The following is an 18,376-nucleotide window of genomic DNA, read 5'->3' on the forward strand; positions in this document are numbered from 1 at the left end:
GCCGCCGTTTTTTTGTCCTTAAAAGGCCGGTGACGGATCGATCCGTCACCGGCCTTCGCATTCAAATCTTTATTTTACACAGGATAAATGGTCTTTGCCGCCCATATACATTCGAAGAGGCTCCGGAATGCGGACGGATCCATCCGCATTCAAATTATTTTCCAGATAGGCAATTAGCATTCGGGGAGGGGCAACCACGGTGTTATTCAGCGTATGGGGGAAATAGTTTCCATCCTCACCGCGAACGCGAATGCCCAGGCGGCGGGCCTGCGCATCACCTAAATTGGAGCAGCTGCCGACCTCGAAATATTTCTGTTGGCGCGGGGACCAAGCTTCCACATCGATGCTCTTCACCTTCAGATCGGCTAAGTCTCCGGAGCAGCACTCCAGTGTCCGCACCGGGATATCCAGAGAGCGAAAGAAATTTACGGTGTTGGTATACAGCTTCTGGAACCAATCCATGCTATCCTCAGGTTTACATACGACGATCATCTCTTGCTTTTCAAACTGGTGAATGCGGTAAACACCGCGCTCTTCAATTCCATGCGCGCCGACTTCCTTGCGAAAACACGGGGAATAGCTGGTCAGCGCCTGAGGCAGATCCGACTCGCTCAGAATGGTGTCAATGAACTTGCCAATCATGGAGTGCTCGCTTGTCCCGATGAGGTACAGATCCTCCCCCTCAATTTTATACATCATATTTTCCATCTCAGAAAAGCTCATAACGCCGGTGACCACATCGCCGCGAATCATAAACGGAGGGATATAGTAGGTGAAGCCGCGGTCGATCATGAAGTCCCGGGCATAGGAGAGGATGGAGGAGTGAAGCCGCGCGATATCGCCCCTTAAATAGTAGAAGCCATTGCCGCTGGTGCGCCGGGCGCTGTCCAGATCCACACCGTTTAGCCCTTCCATAATGTCAATGTGGTAGGGGATTTCGAAATCTGGAACTGTGGGCTCCCCAAAGCGCTCCACCTCCACGTTCTCCTGATCATCCTTTCCGATGGGAACGGAGGGATCGATGATATTGGGGATGACAAGCATTCGCTCCCGGATGGCGGCGGTCAGCTCATTTTCCAGCGTTTCCAGCGCCTCCAGCTCCCTTGCGATGGAGGCCACTTCTGCCTTAGCGGCTTCCGCTTCCTCTTTCAGTCCCTTTCCCATAAGGCCACCGATTTTTTTGCTGATGACCTTGCGCTGATTGCGCAGTGTATCGCCCTTGGCCTTGGCCTCGCGGAACTGCTTGTCCATGTCGACGACCTCATCCACCAACGGCAGCTTTTCGTCCTGAAATTTTTTCCGGATGTTGTCTTTGATTCGCTCCGGGTCCGTTCGAAATAACATGATATCTAGCATAGTCTGCCTCCTTTTTGTCGATGGGGGCAATAAAAAAGAACCTTCTCCCCTATGTCCATGGGACGAAGATTCCGCGTTGCCACCCAAATTACCGATTTTGCTCGGTCACTCATGGGTACGATAAAGGGTACCACCCTTCCGGCTCGTCGCCGGCTGCTTGGAAAGTGGAAGGACAGACTCCGCCGCCGGTTTACACCGCGCACCGGCTCTCTGAAGACTTTGTACTGTCGTAGCTCTCCTTAGTTGCTTTGAATGGTCTTATTATAGTATATTCCGCCGCGTTTTGCAAGAAATATTTTGTAAGGAAAGGTGCCGCAGCCAAAGCGGATAGGGCGATTGATCATTCCACCACGTGGAGCTGAATTCCCGCCTGGGAGAGAGCCTTTTTCATTGAGAGGGTCAGCGGGATATCGCCGTCGGTGATTAGGTGATGGACGGCATCCAGATCACAGATTTTGTACAATGTTTTTTTCCCAAATTTTGAGCTCTCACCCAGAATGTACACTTGCGCTGATCGCCGTATGGCAGTTTCGCAAAAGATTCCGTCGTCAAGATTGTAGAGGTGGACGCCCTCGCAGCTGATGGAGGTGGCGCTGATAAAACATTTATCCACGGAGAATGTTTCCAGGAGCTGATTTGTCATAGTCCCCATGGCACAGCTGTATTCGGGGTCGATCTGCCCTCCCAGAAAGATAATCTGCCCAGTAAAATGTCCGTCCAGCTGTTTTTGCAGTAAAGTCGTCAGCGCGGAGACGGAGGTGATGAGCAAAGTGACATTGGACACATTCCGGATTGCGGAGAGGATCTCGTCCGTTGTCACGCCGGCGCCGAAGACCACACTGTCATTGTCCTGAATCAAGGAGGCGGCATAAACACCGAGCTTGCGCTTTGTATCGCGGTTGGTCACGGCCCGCACTTTGTAGGAAGGCTCAGGATGGTTGTCCTTCACGGGGATGGCCCCGCCGTGTACCTTCCGCAGGCGATTGGCGTCATTCAGGGCGTTGATATCCCGGCGGATGGTCTCGTCGGAAACATGAAATTCCACAGCCAGTTCACTGACCAGAACTTGCCCGTCCCGCTGAAGTTTTTCACAGATCAATCGCTGCCGTTCACTTGCAAGCATGGCGGAATACCCTCCTCTATCTCTGAAAACTCTTTCTTTTATCTTATAGCATAACGCCGCGGATGTCAAGACGGCCGGCTATAAAATAGGACAGAGGGTCATGAGAAAGCCTTCTAAAATTTATCTTATGAATCCAGTGAAAATCCACAAATAGCTGTGTGATTATGTTGACGTGAGACCGTAAATGTGGTATCATTTGCCTTAATCTACCAGAACGTGCCAAGAGAGGATGGATCAGTATGCGAAAAATGAATTTTCAGTCAGCGAATTATGAGGTGCGGCCGGGGGTTGTCCTCAGCGGTCAGACAACCACGGTGCGAATCGTTCCCAGGGGCCGGCACGCGCGATTTGACGATAAGCTTCACCGCTTGACTTGGAGCGAGAGGCGTAACCCTCACCAACACGCGCCGGAGATTTTGGCACCGGATTCCGAGACCGGCTATCGGATCTATTTCCTGCCAATGCAGGAGAGCCGTGATCCTCGGGGATTGGAAGCCTATGAGTCTGTGACGGTGAAACCGGAGCGCGATGGCTCCTTACAGTTTCAGCACATGTTTACTGGGGAGCAGGAGTATGGATTGGTTATCACGGCCGAACAGGAGAAAAAAGAAGTGTTGAAGCTTTCCATCTACTCCCTATTGCCAGACTTATATGGAAGGCGTGTCTATCGCGGAGATCAGCATGCGCATTCCTTCTTTTCTGATGGCAAGGAGGATCCCTGCGTTGTGGCGGCCAACTATCGAAAGTACGGATATGATTATATGGCGCTGACGGATCATCATAAAATATACCCCTCACGGTTGCTGCTCCAAGCGTATGAGAAGGTTCCTCTAGAGCTTGCCGTATTCACAGGCGAGGAGGTTCACGTACCCTATCCAAGCGATATTCACGCCGTTAACTTCGGTGGAAAGGCCAGTGTGAATGAATACTATGTGGACCATCAGACGGAGTGCAATGAAGAAATCGCCAAAATGGCAGAGACGCTGTCTAAGACGGAGGAGGCCGTCTCCTTCGATGCGCTACAGGTGGCGCAGCGTATCTGGGTGGCGCAGAAAATTAGGGAATTTGGCGGCATGCCTATTTTGGTACATCCCCATTGGATTAACAACAATACGTATAATATGCCGGACGTGATGACCGACTATCTGCTCAAAAATCAGGTTTATGATGCCTTTGAGCTTCTGGGAGGCCTGTCAGTACACGAAAATAACCTACAGACAGCCTTTTATCACGAGGAAAGGGCTAAGGGGTGCAGGATTCCTGTGGTGGGATCCACGGATTCTCACGGGACGGAGCCGCCTCGGTGTTTTAATGACATTAGCACTCTGGTGTATGCCTTTGATCCGTCCTTCGAATCTCTGACGGCCGCCATCAAAGATTGCTATAGTGTTGCAGTTGAAGAGTATCAGGAGGAGAATCAATACCGGCTGCATGGGCCGTACCGTATGGTGAAGTATGGCCGCTATCTGATGGAGACGTATTTTCCGCGGCACGATGAGATGTGCTGGGAGCAGGGGCGACTGATGAAGGACTATGCCCTGGGCGATCCGGACGCGGAAGAGATGCTAAGACTTGTCTACGGGCGCGTTGAGCGGTATGCTCAGGAGTTTTTCGGCTATTGATGGTGGGGCGACGGGAAAGTGAAAGGGACCTTTGCAAAATAGAGAATTCGTCTATTTGGCAACGCCAGATACGAAAGTTTTTATGTAGGGTACGGTGTAACTCAGTAAAATGGGTTACACCGCATCCTTTTTCTTATACTACAAAGCGGAAGTCCTGCGGGTTTGCCCGTATTTCCTCCATCATAGCAAGAATTTCCTGTTCGGTTGGAATATCTATCATACCAACCGCAGTAAAGTAAATATCGACCTTTACATAGCAATGACCGCTTGGTCTGCGGCGGTGTTTGCGAAGTTCCTGCACCCTCAGCCATTGTTCTTCTCATAAACACAGTAAGTTCGGCGGCAATTTGCTCAACAATCGTTCCCATATCATTATTGAAATCAAAAGAAAGATTATAGAAGTCCATAACATTCTTTCTGTCAATCACGATAATTTTGGGTTCGATGATATTTCCATTCTTGCGAAGATAGCCGTACTCAAGAGCTTTGGCAGCTATTTCTTTTTCCGTTTCGGACAGTTCATCAACCGCAATTCCTCCAATGGCTCTGAGTACCATTAAGAGCTTGGGATCATGAGATAGGTTGTGTCCACAATGAAAGTGTTTATCAATACGCTTACCATAAATATTAGACGCGAACACCGATTTATACCCGCCGATTGAAGTTGCATCAATACCTTCACTACCATAGAAATCAAATTCAGGATATTGTTCATCTGTATATGCAACTGCAACACAAGAAAAAGTCCTATTAACCGGAACAATGCCAGAAAAGTATTTTTCTGCAAGTACTACCAAACGGATGCCCGCTTGTTGCCGAACAGCCACCACAGTTTTCTTTAAAACTACATCCACTACAATCAATTCCACATATTGTTTCACTCATACTAACCCTCCTTGCTTACTTGGTTACAAAATAACAGTAATCAAGAATTACATTCCCATTTTCATCGGGAGTGGTGTAACGAGGACACAAACAATTCTCAAACGACCAAACTGCACCATTTTCATCTTGCCATATTTCCATACCGTTCTCTGCAAGTTTTTGTTTGCAGGCACTTGTATCGTGAACTTCATTCTCTTTTCCGTAGATCCAACAAGTTCCCAAACTCAAATCTTTGAAATCAATGCTGACGAATCCGTCAGGAACGGGCGTGTTTTCAGGAGAGAGCATACCTATGTAATATTCAAAAGGTTCTCCATCGGCTCGTCTTTCAACGCCAATATAACCGCCGCCATTTTCCCAAATGGCAAGGATTTTGTCTGTACCGCCCATAGTTTGTTCAAGAAGATCAAACCATCCGTTTTGCCACCATTCGCCCCAATGTCCAAAGTTATCGTATTTCTTTCCGATAAATCTCATTGTAGGAATGTTTTCTTTGAATACCTTAATAATTTCAGCCATAATTAGCCCTCCTAAATTTGGTTGCATTTATTTACATATTTTATTTGATAGTCCTTGAGCATAGCGCAAGGATATTCGGGACACAGATTGCAAGAGCTGATGTTTCGCTCAATACAACATTTTCTAAAAGGACAGTCCTGACAGAGTTCAAATACTTTATCCGTTCTACCACCCCAACAGTTGAGTTTTTCTAAAGGAATATCTATTCCAAACTGTTCTTTATAAAATCTCTGTGACTGTTCTCGCAAAGAATCATCATCGGTTTGGGTTGCAATGTATGTAACACATCTTGAGCAATCGTGACCGCAATAACATTTACACTCTTTCTTGGCTACAAAGATGTGTGCAAATTCAGTTTCATAGTGTTCGATTAGGAATAAGCCTGAATTTGCGATATAAGTTTTCATTTTCTCAGGTGTATCAGGAAATACTGTGATTTTTCTCGTTCCGGTGTCGATAAATACATCTTGGTTTTTGTCGATTGACAGAACGAATTTTCCACCGTCTTTTAGCAAGGCTGCCGCTTTGTTTATTGCTTTCTGCTTTTCCTCAACGTGCATAAAGGTTAAAGAGGAATATATAACATCGAAAGAATGAGAAATATCGAGTGTTAGAAAATCTCCGCAAAGCAACTTCACATCGTTCTGCTGAGAGAGATTTTCTTTTGCTCGCTCTATGGTTTTAGGAGAAATATCAACACCATAAAACTTACCACATAAGGGAGCGACACGAACCGCAAGACGACCTGTTCCCACACCGATTTCAAGAACAGATTTATCTTTATCAAGTTCCATTTTGTCGATAAAGGCTTTTCCGTCCCATTTATCCATATAATCTCGTAACGGCTTAGGATCGTGTACTGGATCGTTGTTTTCATCTATAAGTAAGTCGTAGTGTTGGACAACATCGTTTTTTAAAATTAGAATTCACCCTCTCAAAACATTATTTGTTTTTCAAACAGTGTTTTCATAATTATACTACATAATTGTGACTTTTTCTACCGTTACAGTAGAAAACGGCAACAGAGGAAAATTAATCTCCCTGCCACCGCTGTCGGTTAGTTGTAAATCACATCATTATTTACGATTTCTATAGCTCTGCTACGAATGTTATTCATCCGAGCAACCCACAGTATTTGATTCTCTGCTTTGAGTTGTTCGGTCATTGCTCAGACTGTCGATAATAATGCAGTACTCATAATCATCAATCGCTAAGTAATATTTTTGCTTTCGCATACGCTCGACCTCCTTTGTACCTTTATTGTATCAAGAGAAATTCAAGATGACGAATGTGCGATTTTTTCCGTATAAGAAAAGACAGCATAAAAAGCATTTCTGCCTTCTACGCTGTCTTTCGCCTTTGCAACGCCCATAAAGTTTTGAATTTACGTTGATAAGGAAGTATTTACAACAACTTATTACTAACGCTGACAAACAGAGTGCAACCAAAAACAGAGAGTAAATGTGCCCCTTATACATAGACAGATATTTGATGTGCGCTGTATAATGCCGCAATACTGCTTCTACCGCTTCCGGTTCTCCGGCTACCGCTTTTTCAATTACCTCAAAAGGTATCAGTTTCTTATTCCTCATGTTTCAATTTCTCCCATTCTTTTCTCAACCGTTTCAATGCCATACTTCTTCTGTGGTTTATGGTACTTCTGCAACGCCCGTACAGTCTGCCGATTGCTTCATCACGATAACCAAGAAAGTAATAAAGCAACAGGACTTCACGATACAATTTTGGCAATTTCAATAACGCTTTTGTCAACCGCTCATTGTCAACGATAACTTCCTTTCCCAATACGGGAAATATCCGATTTGAACACTAATTTCAACGGCTCAACAATCTGATGAGTTACCGTCAATTCGGCGTTAAAATAAGTAAATATAATCACATATTTGTTGATTATCGCACGTTCCAAAGCTGTAATGTTATTTCGTTCTTTTTCGGGACTGCCCCAATAGGAGAAGTCAATTTCCAACCATTCAGATTGTAAATTATGACTAAACAGTCCGGCAACCTTGTTTAATGATTTGTCTGCGTCGGGGTAATTTGACGATTTTAAAATCTGCAACGCCTGTACAATATTGTTTTGCTCCTCCTGTGTGAAATAAGATTTATCCAATGAGAAGCCCTGTAATAAGGACAGCCCTCCGCCATATCCCTTTTGTTACGTAATTGGTATGCCTGCAACCGAAAGTATATTGATGTCCCTGTATATTGTGCGGGTAGAAACACAAAGTTCTTCTGCCAGTTGTTTCGCTGTTATATTTTCATGCCTTAACAGGAGAAACACAATTTGAATCAGTCTGTCTATCTGCATATCATCACTCTTCTTTTTTGTATTCAGCGGCAAGCTGTCTTAGCCTGTTCAGATTGTCTAAATTATCATCTAAATTGGAAGCCCCTCTTTAATTTGTTCCATGTCTATGTGATACCCTCTTTTGACAAGCCGGAGCAGAGTCAATCCCTCCTGTTTTTCCAAAAGGCTTTTAGCTTCAAGCATTAGTGCTTCAAATTCCTCCACCTTTTGCGGCTTGACTTGATAAATACATATTTCTGTAAACGACATATTCATATCCTCCTTGTGTGTATTTTAGCATTAGGAATATGACAGCAAGTGTGTCGCATTCCTCTGTTTATTTTGAGGGAAATAGCAAAAATATGGCTGTTCCCATTTTATGACACGAAATCTCTTTTCTTGCACGCCATAATTATATACGGACTTCTGAATAATTACAACGACAGTGAAATATTTTGAAATTACATAATTTGTTGTTTGGCATTTTTCAAATTTCCCCGTAGTAGGACATAAGGAAAACTTTTTTTGAAGAATTTCTCTCAAAACTCCGTCAAAACCGCCCTGTGCGGTGTTGTAGGTAGTGAGAGGGCTTTTCAGAGGGTTTAGGACACTTCCCAACAAGCAAAATCTGTTCGGCAAGCTATAGCGCGGACGGGCAGATTTACGGAAATGGATACCCGTTTCCTATGCTTGCTCCGAAACTTCTCACTTTAACAAATACGGAAAGGAAGGGAAAAGAATGGAATGGGAACTGGAAATCAAGGATAGTAGCTTTCTACCAAAAAAAGGGAAGCCGACAGAGGAAACCGTCTGCTACAAAATCGGCGGCACATACTATGAAGTGTCTACCTCCTGTGGCGGCTCGGAACGGCTCCGCGACAAGATGGTACGGCTCATAAAAGCAGAAACCGTCAAACCGCCCTGTGACAAACAGGGATAAGTACGCTATAATAGGATTAGCACTTCTGTTTGTCGGGCGTTCATTGCAGGAGGAATGAACACATGACAGCAAATGCATATAAGCCCGGACAGATAACAGCATTATACGCCCGTCTTTCGCAGGAAGATACGTTAGAGGGCGACAGCAACAGCATTGTGAACCGGAAAGCAGTCCTCTCCAAATATGCGGCGAACAACGGATTTTCCAATCCCGTTTTCTTCATTGATGACGGTGTATCGGGTGTGACGTTTGACAGACCGAATTTTAACCGTATGATTGCAGAGCTTGAAGCCGGAAACGTGGCGACGGTCATTGTCAAAGACATGTCAAGGTTGGGACGTGATTATCTGAAAGTCGGCTACTATACGGAAATCTTTTTCGTGGAGCGCGATGTTAGATATATCGCAATCAATGACGGTGTTGATAGCGCAAAGGGGGATAACGATTTTACCCCGTTCCGCAACCTGTTTAACGATTTTTACGCCAAAGACACAAGCAAAAAGGTACGGGCAATTAAGCGGGCGCAAGGACAGGCGGGGGAACATCTGACAAAGCCGCCTTACGGCTACATGGTAAGCCCTACCGACAAGAAGCAATGGATTGTTGACGAAGAAGCCGCCGCTGTGGTGAAACGGATTTTTGATTTATGTATCGCCGGAAAAGGACCTATGCAGATAGCGAAAATCCTCAAAGAAGATAAGGTACTAACTGCCAAAGCCTACTACGCAAAGAAAAAAGGAAATCCATTTCCCGAAAGTCCCTATGATTGGAGAGATAGTACTATTGTTGGTATTTTGGAACGCATGGACTACTGCGGGCATACGGTGAACTTCAAAAGCTATTCCAAATCCCACAAGTTAAAAAAGCGGATTCCAACCACAAAGGAACAGCAGGCTACCTTCTTCAATACCCATGAAGCCATTGTCGAGGACGCTGTATTTGAACGGGTGCAGGAATTAAGGGAAAACAAACGTCGCCCCACAAAGGCAGAACGGCAGGGCTTATTTTCCGGCTTGGTATATTGTGCTGATTGTGGGAGTAAATTACATTTTGCCACTTGCAAAAGTTGGGGCGGCTCACAAGGCCATTACCGCTGTGCAAAATACAAAAGCAATATGGGAAGCTGTACGGCTCATTTTATCCGCGAGGAAGCGTTGAAGCAGATAGTATGGAGCAGGATATTCGATGTGACTGCCCTTTTCTTTGATGACATCATAGCATTAAGGAAATGATGTATCAACAACGCTCTGCTGAAACGGAAAAGGAAATGAAGCGCAGGAAGCGGGAAGTCGGACAGGCGCTTATGTGGCGTTAGCATTGAGCAAGGCCCCCTTATTTATCCTATAGGAAAGTCCGCCGATCGAAAAACTGAAAGACCTTCCAAAGTTCGCGGAACGCGAGCTTTTTTATTTGGATTGTTCCATGGATTCCCGGTATTGGGACGGACTGACGCCAGTCATATCCTTAAATAATTTTGCAAAATAGGCGGCACTGTTGTAGCCAACCCGTACACTGATTTCCGTGACACTGTAGCGTGTCGTGGATAGTAGCTGTTTTGCTGTGGTGATTCTTCGGTTCAACACATACTGCATAAGGGTAATTCCAGTTTTCCGCTTGAAGATATGGCACAGATAAAACTTGCTAATATGAAGTGCGGAGGCCATGGCATCCAAGGTGATCTCCTGTGGCAAATGCATCCGAACGTATTCAAAAACCTCTTCCATCAGCATATCGACAGGGGCGGAGGGGGCCTTCTCATTAGCCAACAGGATGGTGATCAACTGTTGAATCGTTGCAGATTTGGCATATATATCATCCGCCATGGAGCGTTCAAGGAGCTTTGCGATACAGGCATCTACAGTATCGGTATCCTGATGGTGCAGATTGACGCAGCAGCGGCCATAGTCCCGGAGGATAGCGGAGACGATGGCTTCCCCAGAGGTTTCCCGCGCAAGGACCGAGACGTAGCGTGGAATCTTGCAGTTTAGCTCTTGAAGCCGGGGATCAGGGCCATCGTAGTCTCCCAGTTTGCTGATGATCCTCTTTAGAAAACTTCCCGTGTGGACCAGGGAGCCAGCCAGAATGTCGGCCTCTGTGATTTTGGCAAAGAGGATTTCTCTGGCCGAAGTTTCCGGAGAGATGGTGGGGTTGTAGGCAGCTCCGCGCTCACGATCATAGGTAATATATAGATATCCGTCCCGTTCTGTTACATCGGGATAGGAAACACTGGACCGTTCATCTAGCAGTAGATGGCTATCCCAGGTCTTCCCGTCATCTTGAGATAACAGGGCTGTGAGATTGTTGCGGCCCTGGAAGTGATGGTGGTTCACCAGCAGGAGATTGCCGGAGGTGAGCCTTCGAATTTGAAAACGGGAACAGGGGCCTCCGAGGCCGCTGTCCTCACCGGGTGTCCAGGTGCACCCTCCGTCGTAGGAATAACTCTGTCCGATACCGTATCGGGTCCGCACTAGCATCCATAGAGCGCCATCATATTTTTCCAAAAGCATGTGTTCATCAAAGGAGCGCTCCTTGACATCCGCTCCCCCAATTTTTTGAAAGCTTTGTCCCTGGTCATAAGACCGATAGACAAAAGAGCCTCTTTCCTGCTGCGGGGTCGGACATTCCGAGATCACCAGGACCCCTTCATCCCATACGGCCATGGGAAAAAGCCACTCGCCGGTGGAGGCAATGATTGGTTTATTCATCATCACATCATGTCCGATGATACGAGGAGGGGACCAGTGAAGATCATCAGCATCGGGATGATCACAAAGGGAAGCCCATACGGCGTGGTCCGGCATGACAGCCCAGATAAACCAGAGGCGCCCCAGAGGATCGATCCATAGACAGGGATCATAACAGCGATAGGATCCCCCCGCGTCAGCGGCTGCGATAGGCTCGCTCCAGGTGTCGCCTCCGTCATCGCTCTTGAGCAAAACGCAGTAGTTTCCGAGCTGCTCAGTTGTCCCGCCGCTGTAGAAAGCAGAGAAAAGGCGGCCCTTCTCTGTACATTCGATACTGGGGATCCCCTGCCATAGCCGGTGGCAGGCGCTATATTGGTGTAGTATTTCAAAGTCGGTTTGCAGCAATGATACGTCCTCCTTGACTAAAGTAATACTAGTATAGCGATTTCCATTGGGAAATGCAATTACGATCTTGCGCTATTTTTTGCCAAACTAGAAACATGTTAAAAAATGATTGAATATTTCGGCAATTATTGATATACTAAATATGTAATTATCATAGGAGGTGGAGAAATGAAAAGGAAACTATGGCTGTGGGTAGCCATCCTATGTATGGCTGTACTAATCCTGCCATGCCAGGTGATGGCGCATTCAGGAAGGACGGATGCAAATGGAGGACACAAAGACAACCAAAACAAGAGCGGACTTGGCGGCTACCATTATCATTGTGGAGGGCATCCGGCCCACTTGCACCCCGACGGAGTCTGTCCTTACAACAGCACCACAACATCAAGCCAGACCCAACCAAAGAAGGATACGATCACTATCAATAACGCACCGGCAGAATTACAAGTGGGCGACTTCTATGAGCTGGAGTATACCATTACGTTCACGGATCAAGAGCAGGTCGCAATCGGTTCCAACAATGAAGACGTCGTCAAGGTCCAGGATAACAGGCTCCAAGCGGTGGGGGAGGGCGAGGCGACGATTACGATTCAAACGTACAACAATTCGCAATCCTTTTCCATTAAGGTTAAGGCGATTCCTGTAGAGGCAATACAGGCAAGTCAGGACACAGTGTCCTTGCAGGCCGGCCAAGAATTTACCATAGGTGCCAAGGCTGTGCCGGATACAGCTACATATAAAGAATTGGCATATCGTTCGTCCGACGAGTCCATCGCGACAGTGGATGAGGAAGGAATCATAACAGCCATAGCCCCAGGAGAAGCAGAAATCGTCATAACGGCTCACGGCAATGTAACCCTCTCCATACCAGTGACTGTCACGGAGGTCCGTCCCGAAGGCATCCTGACGAACAAAGATGTGTTCCAGATTGAGATCACAGAGGAAGATGCCCTCCAGGTTGAGATTGTACCTGTAAACGCGGCAAACAAGGCATACGAGATAGAATCTCTGGATCCATCGATTGTTCTGATTGAGAATGGCACGCTTAAACCTGTGAAAGAAGGAGAAACGGCTCTTCGGATTACAACGTGGAACGATGTTGTGAGAGAGATTCCTGTATCGATTTATCACATTCCAGCGGAATCATTAAGCATTGATGATCATTCGCAACAATATGTCTTTGGCGGACATGTTGACGTTGACGCGGTTCTTTCTTTGGAGACCGTATTGTCACCTGATACATGCACATATAAAGAAGTTACATGGACCTCGGGAGAATCATCTGTCATCGAAATAAAGGATACCGTTCCCGTTATCCGCGGAACGGGGAAGACAACACTGACCGCTCATGGTCCAGATGGTACAAGCGCTTCCATCACGATCACAGTCATCGACTGGGGGTTGGTGAAGGGCGTCGCCGTGACCAGCATCGGTGTGGTATGGATTATCCTAGCCACAATTAGTATACTCTATCTAAAAAAGCGCAGGGGTCGGAGAAAACCCTCTTAAACAGGAAAACCAGAACCGATGGGCCATGAGAAATCATCGAGGCTCATCGGTTTTTTGTGGTGCTGTCTGCAAGAAGATCCATCTACAATTGGATGACTGTCGGCGTTTGCTCGCAAGAGACCGCATGACAGGCAGAAAACAAAAACGCATAAGGGGGGATGGTGCCATTGACTTAGAATAAAAGAAAAGGACTGCTTCTCGCGGTCAATGAAAGAACATTTTCAGGAATCTTTCTAAGGATACGTTTCAAAAACTTCTCTTAAAAATAAAAGTGTAAGTTCTGAACAATCATTTTATGTCAGAACAGGAGACAAGAAAGAAGAATCGCGTAATAATGCTCGGCCAATTGAATGGTATGGCAGGACAGCTTGTTTAAATAGGCAAGACATAAAAATCCCCCTTAAGTAGATTGGGGTATTTATCCTGCCTACATAAGAGGAATCATATCGAGAAACATTGGGCTTATTTTGTTAGGCAATATCCTGTTATCTATAATCAGTAACCGCACAGGTGCGCCCAGCAGCCAAAATATGGTTAAATAAATTTATGCTTTCTATAGACTGAATTTGTGGTCTGCACCAGATCATGTGTAATCACCTCCAATATTTTTGTCTCCATTTTATCATAATAACTTATCAATATCAAGGAGTGTATCGTCAAGGTATTTGCTGATTGTATCTTTGGCATATTGAAAATAGATCGCGTTCAGTCGATAATAAATTTCCGCCCCAGATTTGCGTGCTTTTATTATAACCAGTTCGTCTAATAGGTCCTCTATGTATCGTGAAATGGAAGTACGGGCTAATTGTAAGCGCCGGGCTAGCTGAGATATTGTAAGCTCCCTTTTCCGTAGTTCGTTAATAATCTCAATCTTTGTTGGATGTCCTAATGAAATCATGAGGGATTTCATGGTTACATGTCGATAGTCAATAGCATTAGATACGTAGGCAGCCCAATCGCATCCAAGAACAAAGAAGTGTTTTCGACCTTGGGAAGTGCTTTTAATGATACTTTGATTCAGATAACATACGGAAAATGTTTGCCGGTCAAGAGATATAAGAGTTTCTTCATCAGGGATTATAACGCTCTTCCTAATTAGGCATTGATTTTCTTTGGAGATAAATCTCTGTAGGATATCCAAAGTCTCGGTCTTGTGGGCAGTATGATAAGATGTTATTATAGGTATAAGTTCTTTTAAATGGTCTATCATATTATCTACTAACTGGTTGAAATGATAGAACATATCAATAAAATACTTTATAGAAAGAGTTTCGCTTAAAATAGACATAGCCCTTGCGACTGTCTCACCTTCGGCTAAACATAGTTTTTGGAGTTCTTTTTCATTAAAAGAACTTCCAAAATAATATGTGATAGCGAACTTTTTAAAATTTGATTTATCTAGGAACAGAGATAAGAAGTTTTTCGTGTTAAGTTGAAACAAATTACAATGCTTGTTGACGTAAGCAGTAACCACACTGCTTCGGAGACCGTCAGTATGAAAAAACGGAAACAGGGATTCTGGAGGAGTGGGACAGTTTTTAGAAGATATCAGAGCATCATAATGAGGTAATTGAATGGCTTGTTGATAGAAATCAAGACCTACGGGATGTGCAAACATGTTTTTTCTACTGAAATAAAGTACAGTTTACAAGGGACTACACAGGGTAACGGTCTGACGGGAGGATTACCGCCCGTCAGATTTTCCATGTAATGTTCAAGCTGTCGCTTGTGGCGGCAACGGTGGTAATCATCAAATCCACCACCCGCCGCTTGTCGTCAAAGGATACATCGTCCCATGTGTCGAGGTAGCCGGAAATCTGGTTGACCTGTCCCGGGCTGATGGTTTCCACCGTCAGCTCGGCTATCTGCTTCACAAGTTCCTGCTTGCGCCCGTCCAGTTCCGCTATCTTCACATTCACATAGGAGAGCAGGACATTGTTCGCGCCCGTCAGACTGTCCACCAGCTTTTCAATCTCGCTGTCCACATGGAGAAGCTCTACTTGCAGGGCGGCGATTTTGGGATTGGCCTTTGCCGCTTTCTTCCTGCCCGTCAGCGTCTTGTGCTTTTCCAGCTTCTTCACCATCTGCTGGTAAACCACCGCTTCCAGTTCGGAAGTGATGATTTTCCCACAGCCCGGACAGCTTTTATTGTCCAGCCGTTTCGTACAGCGGAGATATTGCCTGCCGGACGGATTGAAGATACTCATAAGCGCATATCCGCAGTTCCCGCACTTGATTTTCCCCGCCAGCCATGTGTGGGTGGCTTTTCGGGCGGACTGGATTTTCATGTTGTTCATCAGCTTCTTGCGGCAAGCCAGCCATATATCCGCCGGAACAATGCCCTCATGGGGAGCCAGCACCAGCATTTGGTCTTTCAAGTCGTTTTTCTTGCTGGGCTTCACATCCCGCCCCTGATACAGATAACAGCCGTTTGTCCCCGTAAAGTCGGCGGCGTCATTGACGATAACCGTACCCTGGCTTTTGAAAAATTCGTACACATCCAAGTCCGCCTGCACATAGACGGGATTGCGTAACATCTGCGCCAGTGTGGGGCGTATCAGTTCCTTGCCGTAGAACAAAATCCCCTGTTCGGCAAAGTACCGGGTAATGTCCCCGTAAGAGGTTGTGGGCTGGGCGTACATCTCAAATATCAGCCGGATATTGGCCGCTTCGTCCGGGTTTACCACCAGCTTCTTTGTGTTGATACCGTCCATTTTGATAGGCTCGGTGTGGAAGCCGTAAGGGGCTTTCCCGCCCATCTTGAAGCCCCGCTGACTGCGGGAGTAGTAAGCGTCTGTCACCCGCTTCTGTATCGTTTCCCGTTCAAGCTGGGCGAACACGATACAGATATTCAGCATAGCCCGCCCCATCGGGGTGGAGGTATCAAACTTCTCCGTAGAGGACACAAACTCCACATCGTACTGCTGGAACAGTTCCATCATGTTGGCAAAGTCCAGAATGGAACGGCTGATACGGTCAAGTTTGTAAACAATGACCTTTGCAATCAAGCCCCGCTTAATATCCCGCACCAGTTCCTGAAACTTCGGGCGGTCTGTGTTCTTGCCGCTGTACCCTTTGTCTGTGTATTCCTTACAGTTCCCGCCTTTCAATTCGTATTTGCAAAACTCAATCTGGCTTTCAATGGAAATGCTGTCCTTTTTGTCTACCGATTGCCTTGCATAGATCGCGTCTATCCTGTTATTCATTTTGTCGCTCCTTTTCTTAAAAAGAAACGGAGCTGCTGACAGTTCTATTATACCGCCAGCAGCCCCGCAAATCAACGATGGCTTCGGGATTTATGCCCCGGCTTCCTCTTTCTGCCGCTTATCGGCATATTTGCGGAACACCTCATAAAGCTGCTGCTCCAGTTCCCGGCGTTTGGTCGCTTCCTGCTCCGGCGTGAACACCGGGGAGAGGTTTTCCAGCGTGATTTCCTTTCCCTGAAAAGTCACGACTTCTGTTTCCTTTTTGTATCTGATATTGTTACTTATAAAATCACCTTTCCTTTCCATACTGCCGCTGCTGCCGTTTCAGTTCCGCCAGTATATCCGGCGGGATACGGTCAACCAGCCTTTGCATATCGTGCAGTTCGCTTTCCAGCTTTGCCCGCTCCATGCGGTCTTTGATTTTGCCGCTCTCGCTGGCTCTGGCTCGTGCTTCCAGCTTCTCATTTTCTGCCAGCAGGTCATTGATTGTGACCTTGTACTTTTTCAACTGCCCGGAGAAATTCTCCATCTGCGGGAACCACTTTTTCAGCATGGAGAGGGCTTCCTCTTTTTTCTTTCCGGCGTTCAGCGGGTTAATGCCGTCCAGTGTGGCTTCAATGGCTCTTGCCTGCCGGGAGAGGGAAACCGCCTGTTTGAAAAGCCGGGTGGGGATATGCTTCCGGCCTGTCTTGCTGGCGCTTTCCCCACGCTCCAAGTCGGGATATTTCTCCACCATGTAGGCGTGAAAATCATCCTGCCACTTCGTCAGGTTTGCCCGGTTGCCGATAATCTCCTTAGCGCACAGGCGGTTGTCCTTTGTCAGCGGAACAAAGGTCAAATGCAGGTGGGGCGTTTTCTCGTCCATGTGTACCACCGCCGACACGATATTTTCCCGCCCTACCCGGTGGGTGAGGAAATCCGCCGCCCTCTGGAAAAACGCCTGTATCTCCTTTGGGGATTTCCCCTTGAAAAACTCCGGGCTGGCGGTTATCAGCGTATCGACAAACCGTGTGCTGTCCTTGCGGGTTCGGCACCCGGCCTGCTCAATCCGGCTCTGAATGAAGTGGTAATAGCGTCCCTCCGGCTTGACGATATGGAAGTTGTATTTGCTCCGGCTGGTGTCAATATCAGGGTTGCTGGCGTATTGGTCTTTCTGCCGTTCGTGATGGGCTTCCAGCGGCCTTGCCGGGTTGCCCTTGTGCTTCTCAAAACGCAAAATTGCGTGCTGTGCCATTCTGCTCCTTTCCCCATTCCTTTCCTATCCGGGGTTTTCCACAGGGAAAATCCCGCAGAAAATAGCTCGGATAGGATTGGAATGGATAGAATATAAATCAATCTTTTTAATCTTTGTATTTCTATATACCGTCCGGTTTTCGTACTTCTCAGGAGTGATTTCCGTACTTCATGGGTACGGTTTTCAGCCCTCCGGCGTACCAGAACGGGATTTCTTGAAGTCGGTGTTCGGAACCGCTTCATAGGATTTTGGGAAAATGCGGTTGGGTTTTCCACAGCCCTGCTTCTGGATCTCCACCAGTCCGGCATATTGCAGTTCCCGCATGGTATTTACCGCTTTCTGCCGCCCACAGCGGAGCAGGTCAACTACCTCGCAGATGGGATAGTACAGGTAAATCCGCCCGTACTCGTCCGCCCACCCATTCTTGCGGGATAACTCTGTCCGGCGCAGGATAAAGGCGTACAACACCTTTGCCTCGTTGGACAGGGGCTTGAATGTAGGGGCTTCAAAGAGAAAATTCGGGAGCCGGGTGAAGCTGAACGCCTGTTCCGGCTGGTGAATGTAAATCGTGTTTGTCATATCGTGTTT

The 18,376-nt window shown here is 46.7% G+C and carries 20 protein-coding genes and 1 pseudogene; 4 read left to right on the top strand and 17 right to left on the bottom strand.

What is annotated here, in order from left to right; genetic code table 11:
• Positions 1-69: 69 nt before the first annotated feature.
• Together serS and H8730_RS11485 are read right to left on the bottom strand one after the other, a co-directional pair.
• A complete protein-coding gene (serS, locus tag H8730_RS11480) occupies positions 70-1,356 on the bottom strand; it encodes a serine--tRNA ligase (RefSeq protein ID WP_177718565.1) in 1,287 nt (428 codons plus the stop codon).
• A gap of 340 nt (positions 1,357-1,696) precedes the next feature.
• The gene (locus H8730_RS11485) at positions 1,697-2,479 is read right to left on the bottom strand and encodes a DeoR/GlpR family DNA-binding transcription regulator (RefSeq protein WP_177718567.1); all 783 of its coding nucleotides are present in this window, start codon (positions 2,477-2,479) and stop codon (positions 1,697-1,699) included.
• A gap of 239 nt (positions 2,480-2,718) precedes the next feature.
• Here H8730_RS11485 and H8730_RS11490 point away from each other — a divergent pair, with 239 nt between their 5' ends.
• On the top strand, positions 2,719-4,101 hold the full coding sequence (locus H8730_RS11490) for a PHP domain-containing protein (RefSeq protein WP_177718569.1): 1,383 nt from the start codon (positions 2,719-2,721) through the stop codon (positions 4,099-4,101).
• A 101-nt stretch (positions 4,102-4,202) separates the two neighbouring features.
• Here the strand turns inward: H8730_RS11490 and H8730_RS11495 are convergent, their stop codons facing one another.
• The 9 genes and pseudogenes from H8730_RS11495 to H8730_RS11535 all read right to left on the bottom strand — a co-directional run bounded on the left by H8730_RS11495 (position 4,203) and on the right by H8730_RS11535 (position 8,080).
• On the bottom strand, positions 4,203-4,982 hold the full coding sequence (locus H8730_RS11495; protein ID WP_177718571.1) for a hypothetical protein: 780 nt from the start codon (positions 4,980-4,982) through the stop codon (positions 4,203-4,205).
• A 19-nt stretch (positions 4,983-5,001) separates the two neighbouring features.
• Positions 5,002-5,505 carry a hypothetical protein gene (locus H8730_RS11500; protein ID WP_177718573.1) on the bottom strand — a complete coding sequence of 168 codons (504 nt, stop codon included), beginning with the start codon at positions 5,503-5,505 and terminating at the stop codon, positions 5,002-5,004.
• A gap of 11 nt (positions 5,506-5,516) precedes the next feature.
• On the bottom strand, positions 5,517-6,335 hold the full coding sequence (locus H8730_RS11505; protein ID WP_177718575.1) for a methyltransferase domain-containing protein: 819 nt from the start codon (positions 6,333-6,335) through the stop codon (positions 5,517-5,519).
• Between the two features lie 227 nt (positions 6,336-6,562).
• The gene (locus H8730_RS11510; protein WP_177718577.1) at positions 6,563-6,670 is read right to left on the bottom strand and encodes a TnpV protein; all 108 of its coding nucleotides are present in this window, start codon (positions 6,668-6,670) and stop codon (positions 6,563-6,565) included.
• Positions 6,671-6,965: 295 nt separating this feature from the next.
• Positions 6,966-7,097, bottom strand: a pseudogene (locus H8730_RS11515) (helix-turn-helix domain-containing protein); the annotation flags it as partial.
• Entirely contained in the window at positions 7,087-7,308 is a 222-nt protein-coding gene (locus H8730_RS11520) for an RNA polymerase sigma factor (protein WP_346726578.1), read from the bottom strand. The pseudogene H8730_RS11515 and the gene H8730_RS11520, both read right to left, overlap by 11 nt.
• A complete protein-coding gene (locus tag H8730_RS11525; protein WP_249289849.1) occupies positions 7,286-7,633 on the bottom strand; it encodes a hypothetical protein in 348 nt (115 codons plus the stop codon). The genes H8730_RS11520 and H8730_RS11525 overlap by 23 nt, the downstream gene beginning before the upstream one ends.
• Before the next feature lie 45 nt (positions 7,634-7,678).
• Positions 7,679-7,831: a helix-turn-helix transcriptional regulator gene (locus H8730_RS18080; protein ID WP_249289850.1), complete on the bottom strand. Its 153-nt coding sequence runs from the start codon at positions 7,829-7,831 to the stop codon at positions 7,679-7,681.
• Between the two features lie 69 nt (positions 7,832-7,900).
• Positions 7,901-8,080: a hypothetical protein gene (locus tag H8730_RS11535; RefSeq protein WP_177718563.1), complete on the bottom strand. Its 180-nt coding sequence runs from the start codon at positions 8,078-8,080 to the stop codon at positions 7,901-7,903.
• Between the two features lie 469 nt (positions 8,081-8,549).
• Between H8730_RS11535 and H8730_RS11540 the strand changes: the two genes are divergently transcribed.
• Positions 8,550-8,750 (top strand): hypothetical protein, encoded by a 201-nt coding sequence (locus H8730_RS11540; protein ID WP_177718579.1) that lies wholly within the window; start codon positions 8,550-8,552, stop codon positions 8,748-8,750.
• A gap of 62 nt (positions 8,751-8,812) precedes the next feature.
• Positions 8,813-9,982, top strand: coding sequence for a recombinase family protein (locus tag H8730_RS11545; RefSeq protein WP_346726579.1), 1,170 nt, complete (start codon positions 8,813-8,815; stop codon positions 9,980-9,982).
• A gap of 174 nt (positions 9,983-10,156) precedes the next feature.
• Here H8730_RS11545 and H8730_RS11550 read toward each other — a convergent pair whose 3' ends face one another.
• Complete coding sequence (locus H8730_RS11550) at positions 10,157-11,839, bottom strand: exo-alpha-sialidase (protein WP_177718581.1); 1,683 nt, start codon at positions 11,837-11,839, stop codon at positions 10,157-10,159.
• Between the two features lie 168 nt (positions 11,840-12,007).
• Here H8730_RS11550 and H8730_RS11555 point away from each other — a divergent pair, with 168 nt between their 5' ends.
• Positions 12,008-13,348, top strand: coding sequence for an Ig-like domain-containing protein (locus H8730_RS11555; RefSeq protein WP_177718583.1), 1,341 nt, complete (start codon positions 12,008-12,010; stop codon positions 13,346-13,348).
• Positions 13,349-13,970: 622 nt separating this feature from the next.
• Here the strand turns inward: H8730_RS11555 and H8730_RS11560 are convergent.
• The 5 genes from H8730_RS11560 to H8730_RS11580 all read right to left on the bottom strand — a co-directional run bounded on the left by H8730_RS11560 (position 13,971) and on the right by H8730_RS11580 (position 18,367).
• Positions 13,971-14,966, bottom strand: a complete 996-nt coding sequence (locus tag H8730_RS11560) for an ArsR/SmtB family transcription factor (RefSeq protein ID WP_249289851.1) — start codon at positions 14,964-14,966, stop codon at positions 13,971-13,973.
• A 76-nt stretch (positions 14,967-15,042) separates the two neighbouring features.
• Positions 15,043-16,554 carry a recombinase family protein gene (locus tag H8730_RS11565; RefSeq protein WP_007215987.1) on the bottom strand — a complete coding sequence of 504 codons (1,512 nt, stop codon included), beginning with the start codon at positions 16,552-16,554 and terminating at the stop codon, positions 15,043-15,045.
• Positions 16,555-16,644: 90 nt separating this feature from the next.
• Positions 16,645-16,860, bottom strand: coding sequence for a hypothetical protein (locus H8730_RS11570; RefSeq protein ID WP_007215986.1), 216 nt, complete (start codon positions 16,858-16,860; stop codon positions 16,645-16,647).
• Positions 16,844-17,788 carry a MobV family relaxase gene (gene mobV / locus H8730_RS11575; RefSeq protein WP_007215985.1) on the bottom strand — a complete coding sequence of 315 codons (945 nt, stop codon included), beginning with the start codon at positions 17,786-17,788 and terminating at the stop codon, positions 16,844-16,846. Before mobV ends, H8730_RS11570 begins: the two co-directional genes overlap by 17 nt.
• 183 nt (positions 17,789-17,971) lie before the next feature.
• A complete protein-coding gene (locus H8730_RS11580) occupies positions 17,972-18,367 on the bottom strand; it encodes a replication initiator protein A (RefSeq protein WP_007215984.1) in 396 nt (131 codons plus the stop codon).
• Positions 18,368-18,376 lie beyond the last annotated feature (9 nt).

Origin of the sequence: Bianquea renquensis, from assembly GCF_014384895.1 — a bacterium.
Lineage (GTDB): Bacteria > Bacillota > Clostridia > Lachnospirales > Bianqueaceae > Bianquea > Bianquea renquensis.

Coding starts and splice junctions, on each gene's coding strand:
- serS (WP_177718565.1), bottom strand. CDS start 1,356: ATGCTAGATATCATGTTATTTCGAACGGACCCGGAGCGAATCAAAGAC.
- H8730_RS11485 (WP_177718567.1), bottom strand. CDS start 2,479: ATGCTTGCAAGTGAACGGCAGCGATTGATCTGTGAAAAACTTCAGCGG.
- H8730_RS11490 (WP_177718569.1), top strand. CDS start 2,719: ATGCGAAAAATGAATTTTCAGTCAGCGAATTATGAGGTGCGGCCGGGG.
- H8730_RS11500 (WP_177718573.1), bottom strand. CDS start 5,505: ATGGCTGAAATTATTAAGGTATTCAAAGAAAACATTCCTACAATGAGA.
- H8730_RS11505 (WP_177718575.1), bottom strand. CDS start 6,335: ATGGATAAATGGGACGGAAAAGCCTTTATCGACAAAATGGAACTTGAT.
- H8730_RS11510 (WP_177718577.1), bottom strand. CDS start 6,670: ATGACCGAACAACTCAAAGCAGAGAATCAAATACTGTGGGTTGCTCGG.
- H8730_RS18080 (WP_249289850.1), bottom strand. CDS start 7,831: ATGCAGATAGACAGACTGATTCAAATTGTGTTTCTCCTGTTAAGGCAT.
- H8730_RS11535 (WP_177718563.1), bottom strand. CDS start 8,080: ATGTCGTTTACAGAAATATGTATTTATCAAGTCAAGCCGCAAAAGGTG.
- H8730_RS11540 (WP_177718579.1), top strand. CDS start 8,550: ATGGAATGGGAACTGGAAATCAAGGATAGTAGCTTTCTACCAAAAAAA.
- H8730_RS11545 (WP_346726579.1), top strand. CDS start 8,813: ATGACAGCAAATGCATATAAGCCCGGACAGATAACAGCATTATACGCC.
- H8730_RS11555 (WP_177718583.1), top strand. CDS start 12,008: ATGAAAAGGAAACTATGGCTGTGGGTAGCCATCCTATGTATGGCTGTA.
- H8730_RS11560 (WP_249289851.1), bottom strand. CDS start 14,966: ATGTTTGCACATCCCGTAGGTCTTGATTTCTATCAACAAGCCATTCAA.
- H8730_RS11565 (WP_007215987.1), bottom strand. CDS start 16,554: ATGAATAACAGGATAGACGCGATCTATGCAAGGCAATCGGTAGACAAA.
- H8730_RS11570 (WP_007215986.1), bottom strand. CDS start 16,860: ATGGAAAGGAAAGGTGATTTTATAAGTAACAATATCAGATACAAAAAG.
- mobV (WP_007215985.1), bottom strand. CDS start 17,788: ATGGCACAGCACGCAATTTTGCGTTTTGAGAAGCACAAGGGCAACCCG.
- H8730_RS11580 (WP_007215984.1), bottom strand. CDS start 18,367: ATGACAAACACGATTTACATTCACCAGCCGGAACAGGCGTTCAGCTTC.